The sequence below is a fragment of the Paenibacillus vietnamensis genome, assembly GCF_020169515.1.
Lineage (GTDB): Bacteria > Bacillota > Bacilli > Paenibacillales > Paenibacillaceae > Pristimantibacillus > Pristimantibacillus vietnamensis.
In genome coordinates, this window is the sequence record NZ_JAHMHW010000014.1 from 71,700 (window position 1) to 88,575 (window position 16,876).

Annotated in this window: 16 protein-coding genes and 1 riboswitch; all 16 genes read left to right on the forward strand. The window is 45.2% G+C overall.

What is annotated here, in order from left to right; all coding sequences use genetic code 11:
• Positions 1 to 67 precede the first annotated feature (67 nt).
• The 16 genes from KP806_RS21170 to hpf all read left to right on the forward strand — a co-directional run bounded on the left by KP806_RS21170 (position 68) and on the right by hpf (position 16,811).
• Positions 68 to 484, forward strand: a complete 417-nt coding sequence (locus KP806_RS21170) for a TIGR03826 family flagellar region protein (RefSeq protein ID WP_224725738.1) — start codon at positions 68 to 70, stop codon at positions 482 to 484.
• A 112-nt stretch (positions 485 to 596) separates the two neighbouring features.
• Positions 597 to 863 (forward strand): flagellar biosynthesis anti-sigma factor FlgM, encoded by a 267-nt coding sequence (gene flgM / locus KP806_RS21175; protein ID WP_224725739.1) that lies wholly within the window; start codon positions 597 to 599, stop codon positions 861 to 863.
• Positions 864 to 870: 7 nt separating this feature from the next.
• Positions 871 to 1,377: a flagellar protein FlgN gene (locus KP806_RS21180; protein ID WP_224725740.1), complete on the forward strand. Its 507-nt coding sequence runs from the start codon at positions 871 to 873 to the stop codon at positions 1,375 to 1,377.
• 19 nt (positions 1,378 to 1,396) lie between these two features.
• Positions 1,397 to 2,956, forward strand: a complete 1,560-nt coding sequence (gene flgK, locus KP806_RS21185) for a flagellar hook-associated protein FlgK (RefSeq protein WP_224725741.1) — start codon at positions 1,397 to 1,399, stop codon at positions 2,954 to 2,956.
• A gap of 25 nt (positions 2,957 to 2,981) precedes the next feature.
• A complete protein-coding gene (gene flgL, locus KP806_RS21190) occupies positions 2,982 to 3,941 on the forward strand; it encodes a flagellar hook-associated protein FlgL (RefSeq protein WP_224725742.1) in 960 nt (319 codons plus the stop codon).
• A gap of 11 nt (positions 3,942 to 3,952) precedes the next feature.
• Positions 3,953 to 4,519: a DUF6470 family protein gene (locus KP806_RS21195; protein WP_224725743.1), complete on the forward strand. Its 567-nt coding sequence runs from the start codon at positions 3,953 to 3,955 to the stop codon at positions 4,517 to 4,519.
• A 96-nt stretch (positions 4,520 to 4,615) separates the two neighbouring features.
• Complete coding sequence (gene fliW, locus KP806_RS21200; RefSeq protein ID WP_224725744.1) at positions 4,616 to 5,005, forward strand: flagellar assembly protein FliW; 390 nt, start codon at positions 4,616 to 4,618, stop codon at positions 5,003 to 5,005.
• A 12-nt stretch (positions 5,006 to 5,017) separates the two neighbouring features.
• A complete protein-coding gene (gene csrA / locus KP806_RS21205; protein ID WP_224725745.1) occupies positions 5,018 to 5,242 on the forward strand; it encodes a carbon storage regulator CsrA in 225 nt (74 codons plus the stop codon).
• A 139-nt stretch (positions 5,243 to 5,381) separates the two neighbouring features.
• Positions 5,382 to 6,515 (forward strand): flagellin N-terminal helical domain-containing protein, encoded by a 1,134-nt coding sequence (locus KP806_RS21210; protein ID WP_224725746.1) that lies wholly within the window; start codon positions 5,382 to 5,384, stop codon positions 6,513 to 6,515.
• A 109-nt stretch (positions 6,516 to 6,624) separates the two neighbouring features.
• A riboswitch (cyclic di-GMP riboswitch) is annotated at positions 6,625 to 6,718 on the forward strand.
• Between the two features lie 91 nt (positions 6,719 to 6,809).
• Positions 6,810 to 12,446 carry a fibronectin type III domain-containing protein gene (locus KP806_RS21215; protein WP_224725747.1) on the forward strand — a complete coding sequence of 1,879 codons (5,637 nt, stop codon included), beginning with the start codon at positions 6,810 to 6,812 and terminating at the stop codon, positions 12,444 to 12,446.
• 141 nt (positions 12,447 to 12,587) lie between these two features.
• Positions 12,588 to 13,001, forward strand: a complete 414-nt coding sequence (locus KP806_RS21220; protein ID WP_224725748.1) for a flagellar protein FlaG — start codon at positions 12,588 to 12,590, stop codon at positions 12,999 to 13,001.
• A 27-nt stretch (positions 13,002 to 13,028) separates the two neighbouring features.
• Complete coding sequence (gene fliD, locus KP806_RS21225; RefSeq protein WP_224725749.1) at positions 13,029 to 14,840, forward strand: flagellar filament capping protein FliD; 1,812 nt, start codon at positions 13,029 to 13,031, stop codon at positions 14,838 to 14,840.
• Between the two features lie 11 nt (positions 14,841 to 14,851).
• Positions 14,852 to 15,280 carry a flagellar export chaperone FliS gene (gene fliS / locus KP806_RS21230; protein ID WP_224725750.1) on the forward strand — a complete coding sequence of 143 codons (429 nt, stop codon included), beginning with the start codon at positions 14,852 to 14,854 and terminating at the stop codon, positions 15,278 to 15,280.
• Positions 15,240 to 15,578, forward strand: coding sequence for a hypothetical protein (locus tag KP806_RS21235; RefSeq protein WP_224725751.1), 339 nt, complete (start codon positions 15,240 to 15,242; stop codon positions 15,576 to 15,578). The genes fliS and KP806_RS21235 overlap by 41 nt, the downstream gene beginning before the upstream one ends.
• Before the next feature lie 248 nt (positions 15,579 to 15,826).
• The gene (locus tag KP806_RS21240) at positions 15,827 to 16,024 is read left to right on the forward strand and encodes a cold-shock protein (protein WP_028608231.1); all 198 of its coding nucleotides are present in this window, start codon (positions 15,827 to 15,829) and stop codon (positions 16,022 to 16,024) included.
• A gap of 238 nt (positions 16,025 to 16,262) precedes the next feature.
• Complete coding sequence (gene hpf / locus KP806_RS21245; protein ID WP_224725752.1) at positions 16,263 to 16,811, forward strand: ribosome hibernation-promoting factor, HPF/YfiA family; 549 nt, start codon at positions 16,263 to 16,265, stop codon at positions 16,809 to 16,811.
• Positions 16,812 to 16,876 lie beyond the last annotated feature (65 nt).

The window sequence follows — 16,876 nt, forward strand, 5'->3', positions numbered from 1 at the left end:
GTGAAAAAATGACAGCTTTCGATTAAACTAATAGCATGATTTCGACGAACGAAGGGGGCTAAGCGCGATGAACCTGGATAATTGTCCTCGCTGCGGAAGGCTGTTTGCCAAAAACTTTAGAGACGTATGCCCGAATTGTCTACGGGAAATAGATAAGGAATACGAGCTTTGCGCCAACTATTTGCGTGAATTTAAAGGTGCGATTATAACCGACGTTTCCGAGGCCACCGGCGTATCGATCAAGCAAATTACAAAATTCATCCGCGAAGGCCGGATTTCTCTCGTAAATGCGCCCAACATGTCTTACCCTTGCGAATCCTGCGGCACCTTAATCCGCGAGCACCATATTTGTGATCTTTGCCGCACCCGATTGGAGAAGGACAAGAAACAGATGTTTGAGGACCTCGCCAACAAGGATGCACGCAGCCGAATTCAAACCCAAGCAGCTGCATACAAAGGATTAGACCGCTACAAAGGAAAATAATGAAAAGAAGCTAATCTTCCCGAGTCTATAACATATCCCTTAACCGAAGCCGATAATACTTGTAAAGGTAATCGGCTTTTTTAGTTACGGTCAAATAACGAGGTGATCAACTGTGAAAATAAATGAAACGAACCGGATCGGCGCGCACAACCCGTATCAGAAGCAGCACGAAGCCAGGCTGAGCCAATCGAACAAACCACGCCAGAAGGACGAGGTCCAAATTTCGGCTGCCGCCAAGGAAATGCTGAACTCGAGCCAGACGCAAGGCACGGAGAGAAGTAAGCAGATTGAGAAACTCAAGCAGCAGGTGGCATCCGGCACTTATCATGTGGAGGCCGGCAAAATCGCCGAGAAGCTGCTTCCTTACCTGAAGGAGTAGCCCACTCATGAACGAATATATTCAGCAAATTTTATCGGTGCTGCAAGAGCTGACGGATGAGCACAGGCAGCTGGTCGAGTACGGGAAAGCCAAGACGGAAGCCATCCGGCATAATCAGGTGGAGACGATATCGTTTATCTCGAACAAAGAGAAGAAGATTCTCGAGCGGTTATTGGAGCTTGAACAGCAGCGTGCTTTTCTTGTGGGGAAGTATATGCTCTCCCATAAGGTGACGGGCCAGCAGCGCTCTTTCAAGATGGAGAAGCTGATCCAGATGGTTTTTCAGGCGGAAGAGAAGCAGCAGCTTCAGCGAATGTGGAAAGAGCTGAACGCCGTCATTACCGAGCTTCAGGATATTAACGAATTCAATCAGCAATTAGTCAAAATGACGCTCGAATATTTGCATTTTACGCAGGATTTACTGCTCGGTCCCGAGGAAGAGGACGTTACCTATCACAGGGCGGTACAAGGTATGGCCCAGCAGCGGAACGGCCGTTTTAACATAAGAACGTGAGGAAAGAGGGCATACGACGATGGCATCCACATTTCACGGATTAGAGACGGCTCGGCGGAGCTTGTTCACGACGCAATCCGCTTTGAATACAACCGGGCACAACATTGCAAACGCCAACACGGCTGGATATTCGCGCCAGGTGGTGAACATGACGGCTTCCAGGCCGATCGATGCGGTCGGCTACTCCAAATCGGTCGCGGCCGGCCAGCTGGGGACCGGTGTCGAAGCCAGCTCGATTACTCGCGTTAGAGAGAAGTTTCTGGATAACCAATTCCGCAATGAATATAAATCGCATGGCAATTTCACCGTTCAGCTGGATACGCTGACCAAGCTCGAAGGGATCGTAAATGAGCCGAGCGAAACGGGGCTTCGAACGGTTATCTCGAATTTTTGGAATTCATGGTCTGATCTCAGCAAAAACCCCGAAAACGCCGACGGCCGCAAAGTCGTCATGGAACAAACGCTGGCGATGGTAGATGCGTTTAACTATACGGCCAAGCAGCTTAGCGATCTAAAGGCGGATTTGACGGAGAATGTCGAGATCAACATCAATACGGTGAACTCTCTGACGGCGAGCATCGCTCAGCTGAACGGCGAAATCCGCAGGGTGGAAGGGCTCGGCGACAGCGCCAACGATCTGAGGGACCAGCGCGACCTGCTAACTGACCAGCTGTCAGGACTCGTTAACATTCGTGTAGAGGATCAGGCTAACGGCTACAGAATTACGATGGGCAACGTTGAACTGGTCGAGAATCAGACTGCTGGGACCGTAGATATGGCTTCGATTACGGCGGCGTTTAATTCCGGCAATCTTAACAGCGGGGCGATTTACGGAACGATCCATTCCAGAGATCATTTTGTGGAGGGCTACATCAACGAGCTCGACAAAATGGTCCAAACGATGGCAAACGGCGAGTTTGAGGTTACCCTTCCAAAAGGCTCCGTTCTCCCGGAAGGCACGGTGTTGAACGGTGTAACGTACACGGGGCCTAATCGGACGCTTGCCGAGGATACGACCGTGACTGTCAAAGGCCTCAATGGTTTGCATCAGCTTGGCTATAATCTTGCCGGTGACGATCCGGGACTTCCGTTTTTTACGGACGGCTCCGGCGGCACGGCAGGTTTGACGGCATCGAACATTACCCTGAATCCGGATATTGTCGCTAATTCCAATCTCATTGCGAGCTCGATGCGGGTTGCGATTAATGCCGACGGCTCAGAGACGGTCATTACCGGCAACAACTCTTTAGCTGTGCTGTTCTCCCAAATGCGGGACACCCGTATCGACTTCGATGCTGGTACCGGCGAGAGTAAGAATACGATTGATGCCTATTTCCGCTCGGTTGTTGGTCAGCTAGGCGTCCAAACGGCGGAAGCGACCCGGATGCAAGCGAACCAGCAAATTATCGTGGAGCAGGTCGATTCACGCAGACAATCGGTCAGCGGCGTTTCACTGGACGAAGAGATGTCCAACATGATCAAATTCCAGCATGCCTACAACGCTGCTGCCCGCAACATGACGATGATTGACGAAATTTTGGATAAAGTAATAAACGGTATGGGCCGCGTCGGCCTCTAATTTATAGAAGCAGGGGTGACCTTCCATGTCTTTGCGTGTAACACAGTCCATGCTGAATACGCAGCTTATGCGGAATTTAACAAACAATCTCGGCCGAATGAATACGCTGCAAAATCAGCTTTCTACAGGGAAAATCATAAACAAACCCTCTGACGATCCAATTGGCATCACCTTTGCTCTTCGTTACAGAAGCGAGCTTAGCTCAACCACCCAATATACGGAGAATGTCAACTCTGCGATATCGTTTCTTCAATATACAGATACAACGATTGGTCAAGCAGGCGATATTATGCAGCGAGCTCGGGAGTTGCTGGTTAAAGGGGCTAATGGAACATTGGATCAAACTGATATGAATGCAATTAAAATTGAAATGTCTCAGCTGTACAATCAAATGATAGAAATTGGCAATACAAGATTTAACGGTCAACAAGTATTTAATGGTGAAAATACCACAGAAAAACCATATTCAACTTTGACGCTTGAAGATACCGCAGATCCTCTTGCAACACCGCCCATTTATAAGGCATATCATCTTTCGACTGACACTGGATCAGTTAAATATGAGCTTTCAGCTAACATGAGCATGGCAGTTAATGTGACGGGTAACGAAGTGTTTGGAGAAGCCGTGGCTAATGATACAGATACGACAAGCGATAATGTCTTTCAATTGTTGCGTCGTGCTCATGATATGTTGGCTACCGGAGATCACGATGGTATTTCTGCTTTGATTGGACAATTTGACACACGGATGAATAAAATGTTGACCATGAGGTCAGAAGTCGGTGCGCGAATGAATCGAGTAGAGCTGATTCAAAACCGACTTAGCGATTTGGATATTAATCTTCAGACCCTCCAGTCTAAGACAGAGGATGCGGATATGGCCAAGGTCATTACAAATATGAAGATGGAGGAGAACGTCTATCAAGCCTCTCTATCGGTTGGCTCTCAGTTGATTCGACCGAGCTTGGTTGACTTCCTTAGATAGGGGATAGCACTATGCAAATTCCTCAGATCCAAATCCGGCAGCAGTATGGGAAAATCCATATCGATGCAGATAACGGCAGGCAGGAGCTGGAGCAGCCCCAGGCAAAGCTAGAGATGGAACAGATCGAGCCAGTCCAGCATATGAACACTACGAGAGCCCAACTCGAAATTAATCAGGATCGGGCTTGGGACGCATTGGCACTTGGGGACAACTTGAAAACCATGAGCACAATTTATTCCATGGCTTCTGACATGGCTCTTCGCGGACTTGAACGTATAGTGGAACAAGGCAATCGGATGGCGGCAATTCATCGGGGAGGAAATCCAATTGCGGAAATGGCAGGAGATTGGCAGAGAACCTATTCGGAATATGATTTTCGTGGCGCAGCTTCATTTGATAATGTGGATATAACATATACGCCTAGCGAACTCACGATTGAGACGACCCCGGGACGGGTCGAACTGAATGTGCAAGTGAACAAACCTATCCACCACTATGAACGTGGAAAGCTTGAAATCTACATGAGCCAATATCCAAAGCTGGAAATTATACCGCCGCAAATTAATGAATTGATCTGATATGTTTTATAGAGGAGACTATAGACGAGTCGTTCTAACAGGGACCGAGTCTATAGTTTTATTTTTTACTGAGATACATAACTGGAGGTTTTAATATTGAATAATGAATCCCAAGTTTTTTATTTTGAAAACGGAATTCCAGGATTCGAGCATTTACATCAATTTGAGTTATTGGACTTAGATGGAGAAATACCCTTGAAAATTATGAAGTCTAAAGAAGACGACATTACACTTTTTTTAGCAAATCCGTTTTTTATATACCCGGATTATGAATGGGATTTATCGGATTCGGCTAAACAAGAATTATCAATCCAATCGGAAGCAGATATTGAAGTTTGGTCCGTCATTACCGTTCCGACTGATCCTGAACTTGCGACAATAAATTTAATGGCCCCTCTTGTATTCAATGTACGCGAAAGATTAGGCAAACAGATTATCCTTCACGATGAAAACTACAGCTCGCGAGCTCCGCTCATTCCTGCATAAGGAGGTAAAGCTATGTTAGTCCTATCACGTAAAACGAATGAATCCATCATGATTGGAGGAAATATTGAGATTATTGTGCTCGGCGTGGAAGGGGATAATGTCAAATTAGGCATTCGGGCTCCTAGAGAGGTTGAGATTCATAGAAAAGAGATCTACAGTATCATTCAGGAAGAGAATCGGGCAGCTGCAGCTAAAAGGATATCGATCGACGAGGTATCAAAACTTTTTAAAAAATAGTGTTCTAAAAATAAATTTACTATTAAAAATCAATTTCTCCCGCCGATATATATAGTAGCACGGAAGATAGGGCGGCCGACCTACTTTCGCAAGCTTCCGCAAGGATGCGGAAATTCGACATTTCAGGGAGGAAATATCCATGCGTATTAATCACAACATTGGTGCTCTAAACACTCACCGTCAGTTGGGTGTAAACACAGCAAATCAATCTAAATCCATCGAGAAATTGTCTTCTGGTCTTCGCATCAACCGCGCTGGCGACGATGCGGCTGGTCTTGCAATCTCTGAAAAAATGCGTGGGCAGATCCGTGGTCTGGATCAAGCATCCCGTAACGCTCAAGATGGCATCTCGTTGATTCAAACTGCTGAGGGTGCATTGAACGAAACACATTCTATTCTTCAACGTATGAATGAGCTTGCGACACAAGCTGCAAATGAAACATTGTCCACGAATGACAGAAATTCGATTGCTGACGAGATCACACAATTAAACTCTGAGATCGACCGTATTTCAACTTCGACAAAGTTTAATGGAGAAACTCTTTTAGACGGAACATTTGGTGTTCAACTAGATGCGACATCTGGTTTGGAAGCTGGGAGTGATGGAGTTGTTTCCATAGATATTGGAGGCACTGATGCATCTACTACATACACAATTGCGGTAGGTAGTGGTGGTGCGGGTACGGTAGCATTGGATGACGGAAATGGTAATATACAGGAAATCGCGGCGGTTGATGGAACAGCAGGTACATTGAATTTTGATAAACTAGGCGTGAAAATTACAGTAAATGGAACATGGACTGCTGCGGGATTAGCAGCTGCTAACAACGGTGGTGGCGGTGCAGGTACTGTAATTACAACTGCGGATGCAGCGAAGAATATCCAAATTGGTTCCGAGAATGATGTATCTCAAAGACTAGGCGTTACAATTGCTAAAATTGATAGCACTGCTGGTTCTTTAAATACTGCTTCAATTGATGTTACATCTGCAGCTAACGCAAGAACAGCTATGGATACAATTCAAACTGCTATTGATACAGTATCTCGTGAACGTTCGAAACTTGGTGCTTATCAAAACCGTTTGGAGCATACTATTAATAACTTGAACACTTCTTCCGAAAACCTGACTGCCGCTGAATCCCGTATTCGCGACGTAGATATGGCGAAGGAAATGATGGAGCAAACTAAAAACTCTATTCTCGCTCAAGCTTCGCAAGCGATGCTTGCTCAAGCGAATCAACAGCCACAAGGCGTTCTGCAATTGCTGCGTTAATCTTAGCAAACCGAAAAGAGACTCTAGACCTCCTAGGGTCTCTTTTGTTATTTAAACGATTTGGCTTGATGATATTTTAGACATAAACTGCTAATAAGAACAATTAACCAAGTGAAAAAGGCAAATTACGGGAAACCGTAAGACGCAAAGCTAAGGGCCTGAACCATTGGAACTAGTTCGATGGATGGCAGCCGGTTGCCACAAGGAGTCATAGACCATTCCTATGAACCTTGTTTTGAGGTTCTTTTTTTATTGGTTAATATCCTACTAAACTAGAATGAAAGGATCAAAATCATGCCCAAACGCAGTAACAAATTGTCCGCTCTATTAACGTTAATGCTAGTGCTTCAGCTTCTTTTTCCTGCAGCGAGCGCAATGGCTGAAACAAACAGTATGCTGCCGCCAAGTAATGTAACTTCGCAATTTCTGGCTCCGGAAAATGTCAAACTCTCCTGGAGTCCTGTATTTGGAGCAAGCGGTTATAATGTGTACAGCATTGTTGATGGACAGATTCTATTGGCAGGGACAACTTCAACCGCATCGTACACCATGAATGATCTCCCTGAGGGGTCGTATAGTTATGTCGTTTCGACTTTAGGCGCAGACGGCGAATCAGGTCCTGGCGCTCCAATTAAAGTAGATGTCGTTTACCCCGACATGGCTGCACCGGCTACCTTGACGTACACGATTCAGAACGGCAATAACATTGTCTTAAACTGGGGCACCTCTTTGTACGCTCAAGAATACAATTTATATCAAATTGTAGAAGGCGAACAACAGATTTTACTTCAATCCGGAACCAAAAGAACATATACGATGAACAATGCACCAGAAGGGACATTTACATATGCAGTGTCCGCTTCCAACTCCAAATATGGAGAATCCCCGCTCTCAACATCTGTACAAGTTGCGGTAGATCATCCGGCTATGTCGGCACCAAGCGGAGCAACATTTACGGTTACGAACGCAACGGACGTTACATTAAAATGGAATGCTGTAAACTATGCGACAAACTACAAGGTCTACCAGCTTGTCGATGGACAAAAGGTTTTGAAGAGCACGGTAACAACAACGACTGTTAAATACAGCGGCTTAACGGATGGAGAATATTTTTACGAAATTCATTCATACAGTGACCGTTTTGGAGAATCAACAGAAGGCAGCCAGGTTACCGCAGTTGTCAGTAAGGTAACCATGGACGCGCCTAGCAACCTTACATACAAATTTCAAAATGTGAATGACGTTGTTCTGACGTGGGGAAGTGTTCCCTACGCGAACTCATATAAAATCTATCAAATTGTGGACGGTCAAAAGGTTTTAATAAGCACCCAGACCGGTACAACGGTGACCTATACGAACCAGCCTGCCGGAGAGTACATTTATGAAGTGTATTCTTTTAGCGACCTCTTTGGAGAGTCAGCGGAAGGCAGCCAGGTTGTTCTCACAGTAGATGCTGTAACGATGAGTGCGCCAAGCAATTTTATATACAAAATCCAGAACCTTACGGATATTGTTTTATCATGGAGTACGGCTTCAAATGCAAATTCCTATAAGGTCTATCAAATAATAGATGGTCAAAAAGTATTAAAAAGCACCGTGACCGGAACAACAGTGACCTATACGAACGTGCCGGCAGGGGACTATACGTATGAAGTTTACTCGTATAGCAATCGTTTCGGTGAGTCGGCAGAAGGCAGCAAAGTCACTTTGACGGTAGATGCTGTTGTCATGGCTGCCCCCGGCAACGCAGCTTACAAGATTCAAAATGTGAATGATGCCGTATTAACCTGGGAAGCAGCGCCGAATGCAACGGGTTATAAGGTCTATCAAATTGCCGATGGCCAAAAAATATTGAAAAGCACCGTTACCGGGTTGACGGTAACGTACACCAACCTGCCTGCAGGGGATTACATCTACGAGGTTTATTCGACTTCCACACGTTACGGTGAATCCCAGGAAGGCAGCCGAGTTTCCTTTACGATGGAAGCCGTTATTATGGATGCGCCCGTTAATCTTGCATACAAGGTTCAAAACGGTAACGATATTTTATTAACATGGGATGCTGCCGCAAATGCTACGAACTATAAAATCTATCAAAAGGTTAACGGACAGCCTGTATTGAAAAGCACTGTAACCGGTACAAGCGTAACATTTGCGAACATGCCGGCGGGAGAGTATAGCTATGAAGTTCATTCTAATTCAACCCGTTACGGTGAATCACCGGAAGGCGGTGAACTTTCCTTTACATTGACTCACCCGACCATACTGCCGCCGCAAAATGTAATCCAATCCATTAAAAATGCTACTGATTTTTCATTAAATTGGGCAGCGGCTGACTATGCAACAAACTATAGAGTGTATCAGATCGTTAACGGACAAAAGGTACTGAAAAAAACGGTAACCGGTACTACGGTATCTTTTACCGGCATGCAGCCCGGAGAGTATACGTATACGGTTCACACTTATTCATCCCGTTTTGGAGAGTCGTCAGATGGAACCGAGCTGACATTCACGCTTAACGGCCAAACGATGGATGCTCCTGAAAGCCTGACTTACAGATTGGCAAACGTAAACGATATCGTATTGAACTGGACTGCTGTACCCTATGCAACGAGTTATAAAGTTTATCAAGTTATTGATGGACAAAAGGTCTTAAAAAGCACCGTAACCGGCCTGACTGCAACGTACAGCAATATGCCTGCAGGCGATTATTTCTACGAGGTTCATTCCGTTTCCACGTATTTTGGCGAATCTCCGGAAGGAGCGGAAGTTCAAATAAGTGTCGTTTTACCGACCATGGCTGCTCCGGGCAGCCTTGCATACAAGGTTCAAAACGGCAACGATATTGTGTTAAGCTGGACCGCGGCTCAATATGCGACTAGTTATAAGGTGTATGAGCTTATTAATGGAGAAAAAGTTTTGAAAAATACGGTATCCGGCCTCACCGTCACTTTCAGCAACGTTCCATCCGGTGAGCATACCTATATTGTACATTCGATAAACAGCCGTTTCGGTGAGTCACCGGAGGGAAGCTCTCTGTCTTTTAACCTTGAACAGTGGGTGATGGAGGCTCCGGAACAGGTGACGCAAAGCATATCAAACGGCAATGATATCAAGCTGCAGTGGGGAAGCGTCGACTATGCATCTTACTACAATGTGTATCAAGTGGTCGACGGGCAAAAGGTGTTTAAAGCCAAGTCTACTTCCTTGACCACTACGTTTACGAATATGCCTGAAGGCAATTATCAATTTGTGATCCATTCAGGAAGCACACGTTTTGGCGAATCACCGGAAGGGGCAAAAGTATCATTCGAGCTTGCGTTTCCTGTCATGCAAGCCCCTGGTACTTTGACATCCACCATTACAAACGGAAATGACCTTACATTGAAATGGGATACTTCCACTTACGCTACTGCATATAACCTTTACCAGATCATTGACGGGCAAAAAGTGCTGATAAAAACACAGGCCGCAACCAGCATCAAATACCTGAATATGCCGGAGGATGATTACCAATACATCGCTCATGCCTATAGCAATCGTTTCGGCGAATCGGCAGAAGGCAGTCCGGTCAACTTTCATTTGACGCATCCAACGATGCAAGCGCCTGGTAATGTTACACAAAGCATCACGAATGGTAATGACTTTACTTTAAGGTGGGGCGGCGTTACTTACGCTACAGCTTATAAAGTGTATCAGGTTACGGATAACGGAAGGGTACTGGTTAAGACACAGACTGGTACATCGGTTACGTTTACGAACATGGTGCAGGATGATTACAAATATGAGGTCTATTCCTTTAGCGATCGATTCGGGGAATCTCCGGCATTCGGAGGAGTGGCATTTACGTTGGAATGGCCGGTGGTACAGCCTCCTGTGCTTGCGGCAACCGTTTTTAACGCAAATAACATGACGTTCACTTGGCAGGCGGTTCCATGGGCGAATGAGTATCGTCTCTACAAAGTTACAGGTGCCACACGTCAACTCATCTATAATGGGACGGCGCTGACAACTAAAGTATATAATTTGTCGGAATCCACCCATGAGTATGAATTGACTGCTTCTAGTAATCGCTTTGGTGAATCGGTATCATCCAATCGGATAACGCAAGAAATCATATATCCGGAGATGCAAGCTCCGGTTGCAAGCTTAACATTGTTGAGCGATACGAGCGCACGGATTGTGTGGAACTTTATCACCTACGCCAACGGGTATAACGTGTACGAGATCATCGATGGTAAACCGGTACTGCTTGTGAAAAATCTGAATAACTTGTCCTATACAGTTTCCGACTTATCCTATGCGAACCATTACTACTACGTAACCTCGTACAGTAATTCGTTTGGCGAATCAACCCCGTCTAATGAAGTTGAGGCAAAGTTAATTGTAGATACGGAACCACCGATTACATCGGCAGACATTCCGGTTGGATGGGTAAATCAGGATGCGGTTGTTGCTTTATCGGCTACTGACAACGAGACTGGTGTAGCGAAAAGTTATTACTCTGTAAACGATCAGGAAATGGTTGAGGGAGCCACTTTTACAGTCACTCAAGAAGGCATAAATAAAGTCACTTATTACTCGGTAGACCGTGTGGGTAATAAGGAAGAGATCAAAACTTCATACGTAAAAGTAGATAAGACGGCACCGGTAACGACTTCAAGTGAAGTCAACGAATGGTCCGACACAGCGACATTAAGCTTATCGGCGACGGATGCTCTGAGCGGTGTAGCGAAAACTCTGTACTCGGTGAACGGATCCGAATATATGGAAGGAAACAGCGTGACAGTGACGCAAGAAGGAATTAATGAAGTTTCCTACTACTCGGTGGACAAAGCGGGCAACACGGAGCAGGTACAGAAGATGGAAGTAAAGATTGACCGTACTGCTCCAGTGACAACGGCTAATGCATTATCTACATGGGTGAAAGAGGACGTAGAGGTTAAGCTGAATGCTGCAGATGCAAAGAGCGGTGTAGCTAAAACACTGTACTCTGTAAATGGAGCTGAATATCTGGAAGGAAGCAGCGTGACAGTAACGCAAGAAGGAATCAATGAAATTTCCTTCTACTCGGTGGACCAAGCGGGCAACACGGAGCAGGTACAGAAGGTGGAAGTAAAGATTGACCGTACAGCTCCCGTAACAACGTCCGACGCACCGGCAATGTGGTCGAACAAAACCGTTACTGTTAATCTCTCCTCTGCAGATGAACAAAGCGGGTTGGCGAAGACTCTTTACTCATTAAACGGAGCCGAGTTTGTGGAGGGTACGGAAATAACAGTGGAGCAAGAGGGAGTTAACCGGATTTCCTACTACTCGGTAGACCAAGCGAGTAATATGGAGCAGATGCAAACTGTAGACGTAAAAATCGACCGAACTGCGCCGGTCATCGCAATGAGCTTAAATAAAGAATTCATGTTGGATACGACAATTCAATTGAATTATGAGGCTAAAGATAACCTGTCGGGTATCGGATCTGAAAGTATGACAATTACTGGCCCGAATGGAACCTTAGCGTTGACGAATGGTACTGAAATCAAACTCGACAAACCGGGTATGTACACGGTATCCGTTAAGGCAACCAATGCTGCAGGTTTAACCTCAACGATTCAAAAACAATTCGTGGTATATATTCCGGCAAAAATAGAAGTGACACCAAATGTTATTAAAGGAAATAATGGTGTATTTACCGTGCGAGTTGAAATCCCGAACGAGTACGCCGGTTCAAGTATTGATCTTGAAACCGTACAGCTTAACGGTGTGAAAGCTCTAAACAGCAATAACGGATACTATAATCAAGCTAAAAATGGTCAGTTCAAATTTGAACGTTCCGATTTTAACTGGACGAATCCAAGCGTAACTTTGGAGTTCCGCGGTTATGTTAACGGGCAGCTGATTATTGGCCAAACTACAGTCAAAGTACAGAAATAAAAATGATAAAGAGATCCTAGACCTTCTAGGATCTCTTTTCATGAGATCTATAGGATTACCAGCAATTCTTTTAAAATAGCTAATTAATCCATATACCTTGGCCGATATATATAATAAATAAAATTTGGAGGATTGATTGGTATGAACATTAACGCATCGACTGCAGGCATGAGCGGTCCTGCAGACCGCCCTATTCCGGTTAGTAAATCTGAGGAAACGGCAGTTGATCCGGCTTTTGTTCCTACAACCCCTTCAAACAGATCAGTTTCTTCATTCACCAACATAGATGATCTCAAAAAAGCTGAATTAAGCGGCGAAAATTATTCAGTAAGCGATGAGCAGCTAGTAAAAGCAATTGAACGAGCAATTAAGGCTATGCAAGGGAAAGCTACCAATTTGGAGTTCTCCATCCACGAGAAAACAAAACTGATTGCGGTCAAGGTGCTCGATAGCGAGTCGGGGGAAATCATACGAGAAATTCCTCCTGAAAAATCACTCGATTTTGTAGCCAAGCTGTGGGAAATGGCCGGCATTTTAATAGATGAAAAAAGATAGCTACTATAATAGAGAGGAGTGCAAAGCATGAGAATTGGCGGTTTGGCTTCGGGAATGGATACCGATGCTCTTGTAAAACAAATGATGGATGCACAGCGAATCCCGCTGGATAAGCTGGCACAGAAAAAACAACTGTTAGAGTGGAAACGCGATGATTACCGGACATTGAATAACAAGATTCTGGAGTTTCGAAATGCCGCTTTCGATATGAAGCTGCAATCAGGTTATTTAACGAAGAAGGTATCATCATCACAAGAAAGCATTGTCTCTGTAACAAGCTCTGCATCGGCTAGTGAAGGTCAATATACGATCCAGATCGATAAATTAGCTAAGTCCGCATCTTTAACTTCCGGAGATTTGAGAGGCGCTGCCGGCGGTTCGAAGACAGTTGGTTATTTGGGATTAGACAGCGATACACAGCTCCAAATTACGGGAGATAAGGGCGCCAAAACGATCGATATCAAAACAACCGATACCATTGACCAATTGGTTTCGGCAATCAATCAACAAACCGCTTCTACGGGTGTCAAAGCCACTTACGATTCTACGATGGATCGGCTGTTTTTCACCTCCTCCAAAACAGGGGAGTCTTCGATCATCGAACTAGAATTAACAAACGGTCAAAATATGAATGATATCCTTGCCCCAGAGGTGAATCAGGGTACTTTAGGCACGAATGGAGCTTTGTCTAAAAATTCATTAGTAAACGGAAGTCTCGTCGGCACTGCACAGTTCACGGTTACCTACGATGGTGCAGCATACAATTTTGATGTCACGAACACAACGACTGTCCAGGAATTAGTCGATCAAATAAATGATGAATTAAGTGATGATGGGCTTGATGTGTCACTAAACAGCAGCGGAAAACTATCCTTCTATAATCGTGATTCCAAAGCGCTTGCTTTTTCGGATGATCAGCCTGATTCTTCAGTTGTGGAAGCGTTAGGTATTGATACCGGCCTCACGCCTTTGAGTAATTCGACTACCAGCGTCGCAGGCACAAATGCAAAGGTCTTCTTCAACGGAATTGAGGCGGAATACGAATCCAATACATTCACGATTGTAGGGATGACTTTTACAGCCAAGCAAGAGGGCGGCAGCACTGTCGATATTGGGGTCACGCAGGATACCGATAAAATTGTTGAGACGATTAAAACATTTGTCGAAAAATACAATTCGCTCATTGATGAAGTCAACAAAGAATTGTCGGAGAAGCGCTACAGGGATTTCCAACCGTTGACCGATGCTCAGCGAGAAGAAATGGACGAAGACGAGATCAAAAAGTGGGAAGAACGCGCGAGAAGCGGGATGCTGACCAATGATAATTTGTTATCGAATGGCCTTAATTCTCTGCGCCGCGCCTTATCTGACTCGGTGAATGGACTGCCTGCAGGACAACTGAAGAGCTTGGCTGAAATCGGGATTTCCAACAGTAATATAAGCGGGGGAGGCATTACAGGATCCTATTCGGACCGCGGAAAGCTGTACATCGACGAAACCAAGCTGAAAAAAGCTCTAACGGATAACCCCGAAGAAGTAATGGCGCTATTTACGACGGACGGCGCCAGCGATTCCAATGACGGCATTGCTACCCGTTTGTACGACAAAGCCTCCGCTTTGTTTAAGCAAATTACCGATAAAGCAGGAACAACCACTTCTGTAGATACGCAATTTTTGATGGGCAAAGAAAACAAGCAGATAACCGAGCAAATGTCCCGACTCGAAGCGAGACTTCTGGACCTGGAAAACCGCTACTACAAGCAATTCACCGCAATGGAAAAATATATCAGCCAAATGAATTCCCAAAGCGACTGGCTGTACCAACAATTCAGCTCCTAGGAGGCTAACACATGCAACTGCAGCAGCAAAGAAATAAGTATTTGGAAACGACGGTTCAGACCGCTTCGCCGGCTCAATTGCTTATTATGCTGTACGACGGCGCCATTCGTTTTTGCCGCAGAGGAATTGAAGCGATTAAAGAACAGAATTACGCCGATGCGAATACGAACTTGCTCAAAGTTCAGAACATTATCAGCGAATTCATTATTACGATAGATCGTTCCTCCCCCATATCCGAAAACTTGATCAGACTCTATGAATATTTTAATCTGCGCTTGATTGAAGCCAATATGAAGAAGGACGTGGAGTCAGCCGAGGAAGTGCTTGGCTATCTGATCGATCTTAAAGAAACCTGGATTCAAACGGCAAAACAATCCAATCTACTGGCAGGGCAACCTAATGCAGCAGCATTTGCAGCGACTCGTTCAACTGTCGTCTGAGCTGGTCCGGAACCTGGACGGATGCGGGATGGAGGAGATCGAAGCCTACATGGAGGAGAGGGGACGGATCTTCGTGCGGCTTAAGCAGTTCACTCCAGATTCAGCATCGGCTCATCAGAATCGGGAGCTCGTGGCCAGCATGATCCAAATGGATCGCGTCATCACCGGCAGAATGATGAATCTGCGCGATGAAGCGAACCGGGAGCTGAACAAGCTCAGCAGGTCCAAAAGAACAAAAGCGATGTACGATTCCGGCCCATACGGAGACGAAAGCTTGTTCTTCGATACCAAGCGATAATCCGCAATTTTGATGCAGCATGTATAGCCGCCCAAGGGCGGCTTTTCCTTTTGTCGAAAAGGTACCTTTTACAAATAATTAATCCGACATTTCGACACGATCCGCCAACCGAAAACCCTTGTCCTGTCTAATATGAATTCGCTTACAAGAAATAGTTTGACAATTCCGTGAAGTGGGTGTTATAGTCAATTTGTGGGTTATACATTGAGATGCCTCACAGTATTTGAAGATGAAGGGAATGTTTGCAGATGCAAGGTAAAGTAAAATGGTTCAACGCAGAGAAGGGTTATGGATTTATCGAGACTGAGCAAGGCGGCGACGTATTTGTTCACTTCTCCGCAATCCAAACCGAAGGTTTCAAAACGCTCGAAGAAGGCCAATCGGTTGAATTCGATATCGTTGAAGGCGCTCGTGGCCCACAAGCTGCTAACGTTGTAAAACTGTAATTATTGGCTGATCAGCCAAACTATAGGGATCAACTTACAAAGTGACCTACACAAGCTCCGGTTCATCCGGGGCTTTTTTCTGTTCTGTGGCAGGCATGCTGTCGTAATATTGGAAGCGCTGCCGAAACTCTACGAATCTTAAAATTTTTTTATCTGAAAATTCGAAATAAACTAAAAACAATTTTACTCCGCGCCTGTGCATATGTTATAATAAGGGCATGTAAAGGAGGAGTTCCCCATGAATTACAACATTCGAGGTCAACGCTTTCAAGTTACTGATGCTTTGAGAGAGTACACCGAAAAGAAACTCAGCCGATTGGAAAAGTTTTTTGAAGAACCAATCGCCTCCGAAATCACCGTTACCTTATCCGTAACCAAAGGTAAACATACCGTCGAGGTTACGATTCCTCTCACCGGCGTCATGCTTCGGGCCGAGGAGAAGAGCGAGGATATGTACGCTTCAATTGATCTTGTTGTGGACAAACTCGAACGGCAAATACGCAAACATAAGACGAAAGTAAATCGCAAGTTCCGACAGGGCAGCGGGGTACGCGCTTTGTTCAAGGAAGAAGGCTCGGCAGTCGGCGTTCTCGAGCAGGAAGAAGAGGACCTGGAGCTGGTTCGGACCAAACGCTTCGCTTTGAAGCCGATGGACGTGGAGGAAGCGATTTTACAGATGAATATGGTTGGACATAACTTCTTCGTGTTCTCTAATGTCGACAGCAAAGAAGTAAGCGTTGTCTATAAACGGAGCGACGGGAAGTACGGATTAATCGAGCAAGGCTAAACGCACTCATTACTTAATTCATGAAGAGCCTTTTCTCCTTAAGGGGAGAGAGGCTTTTTTATTTC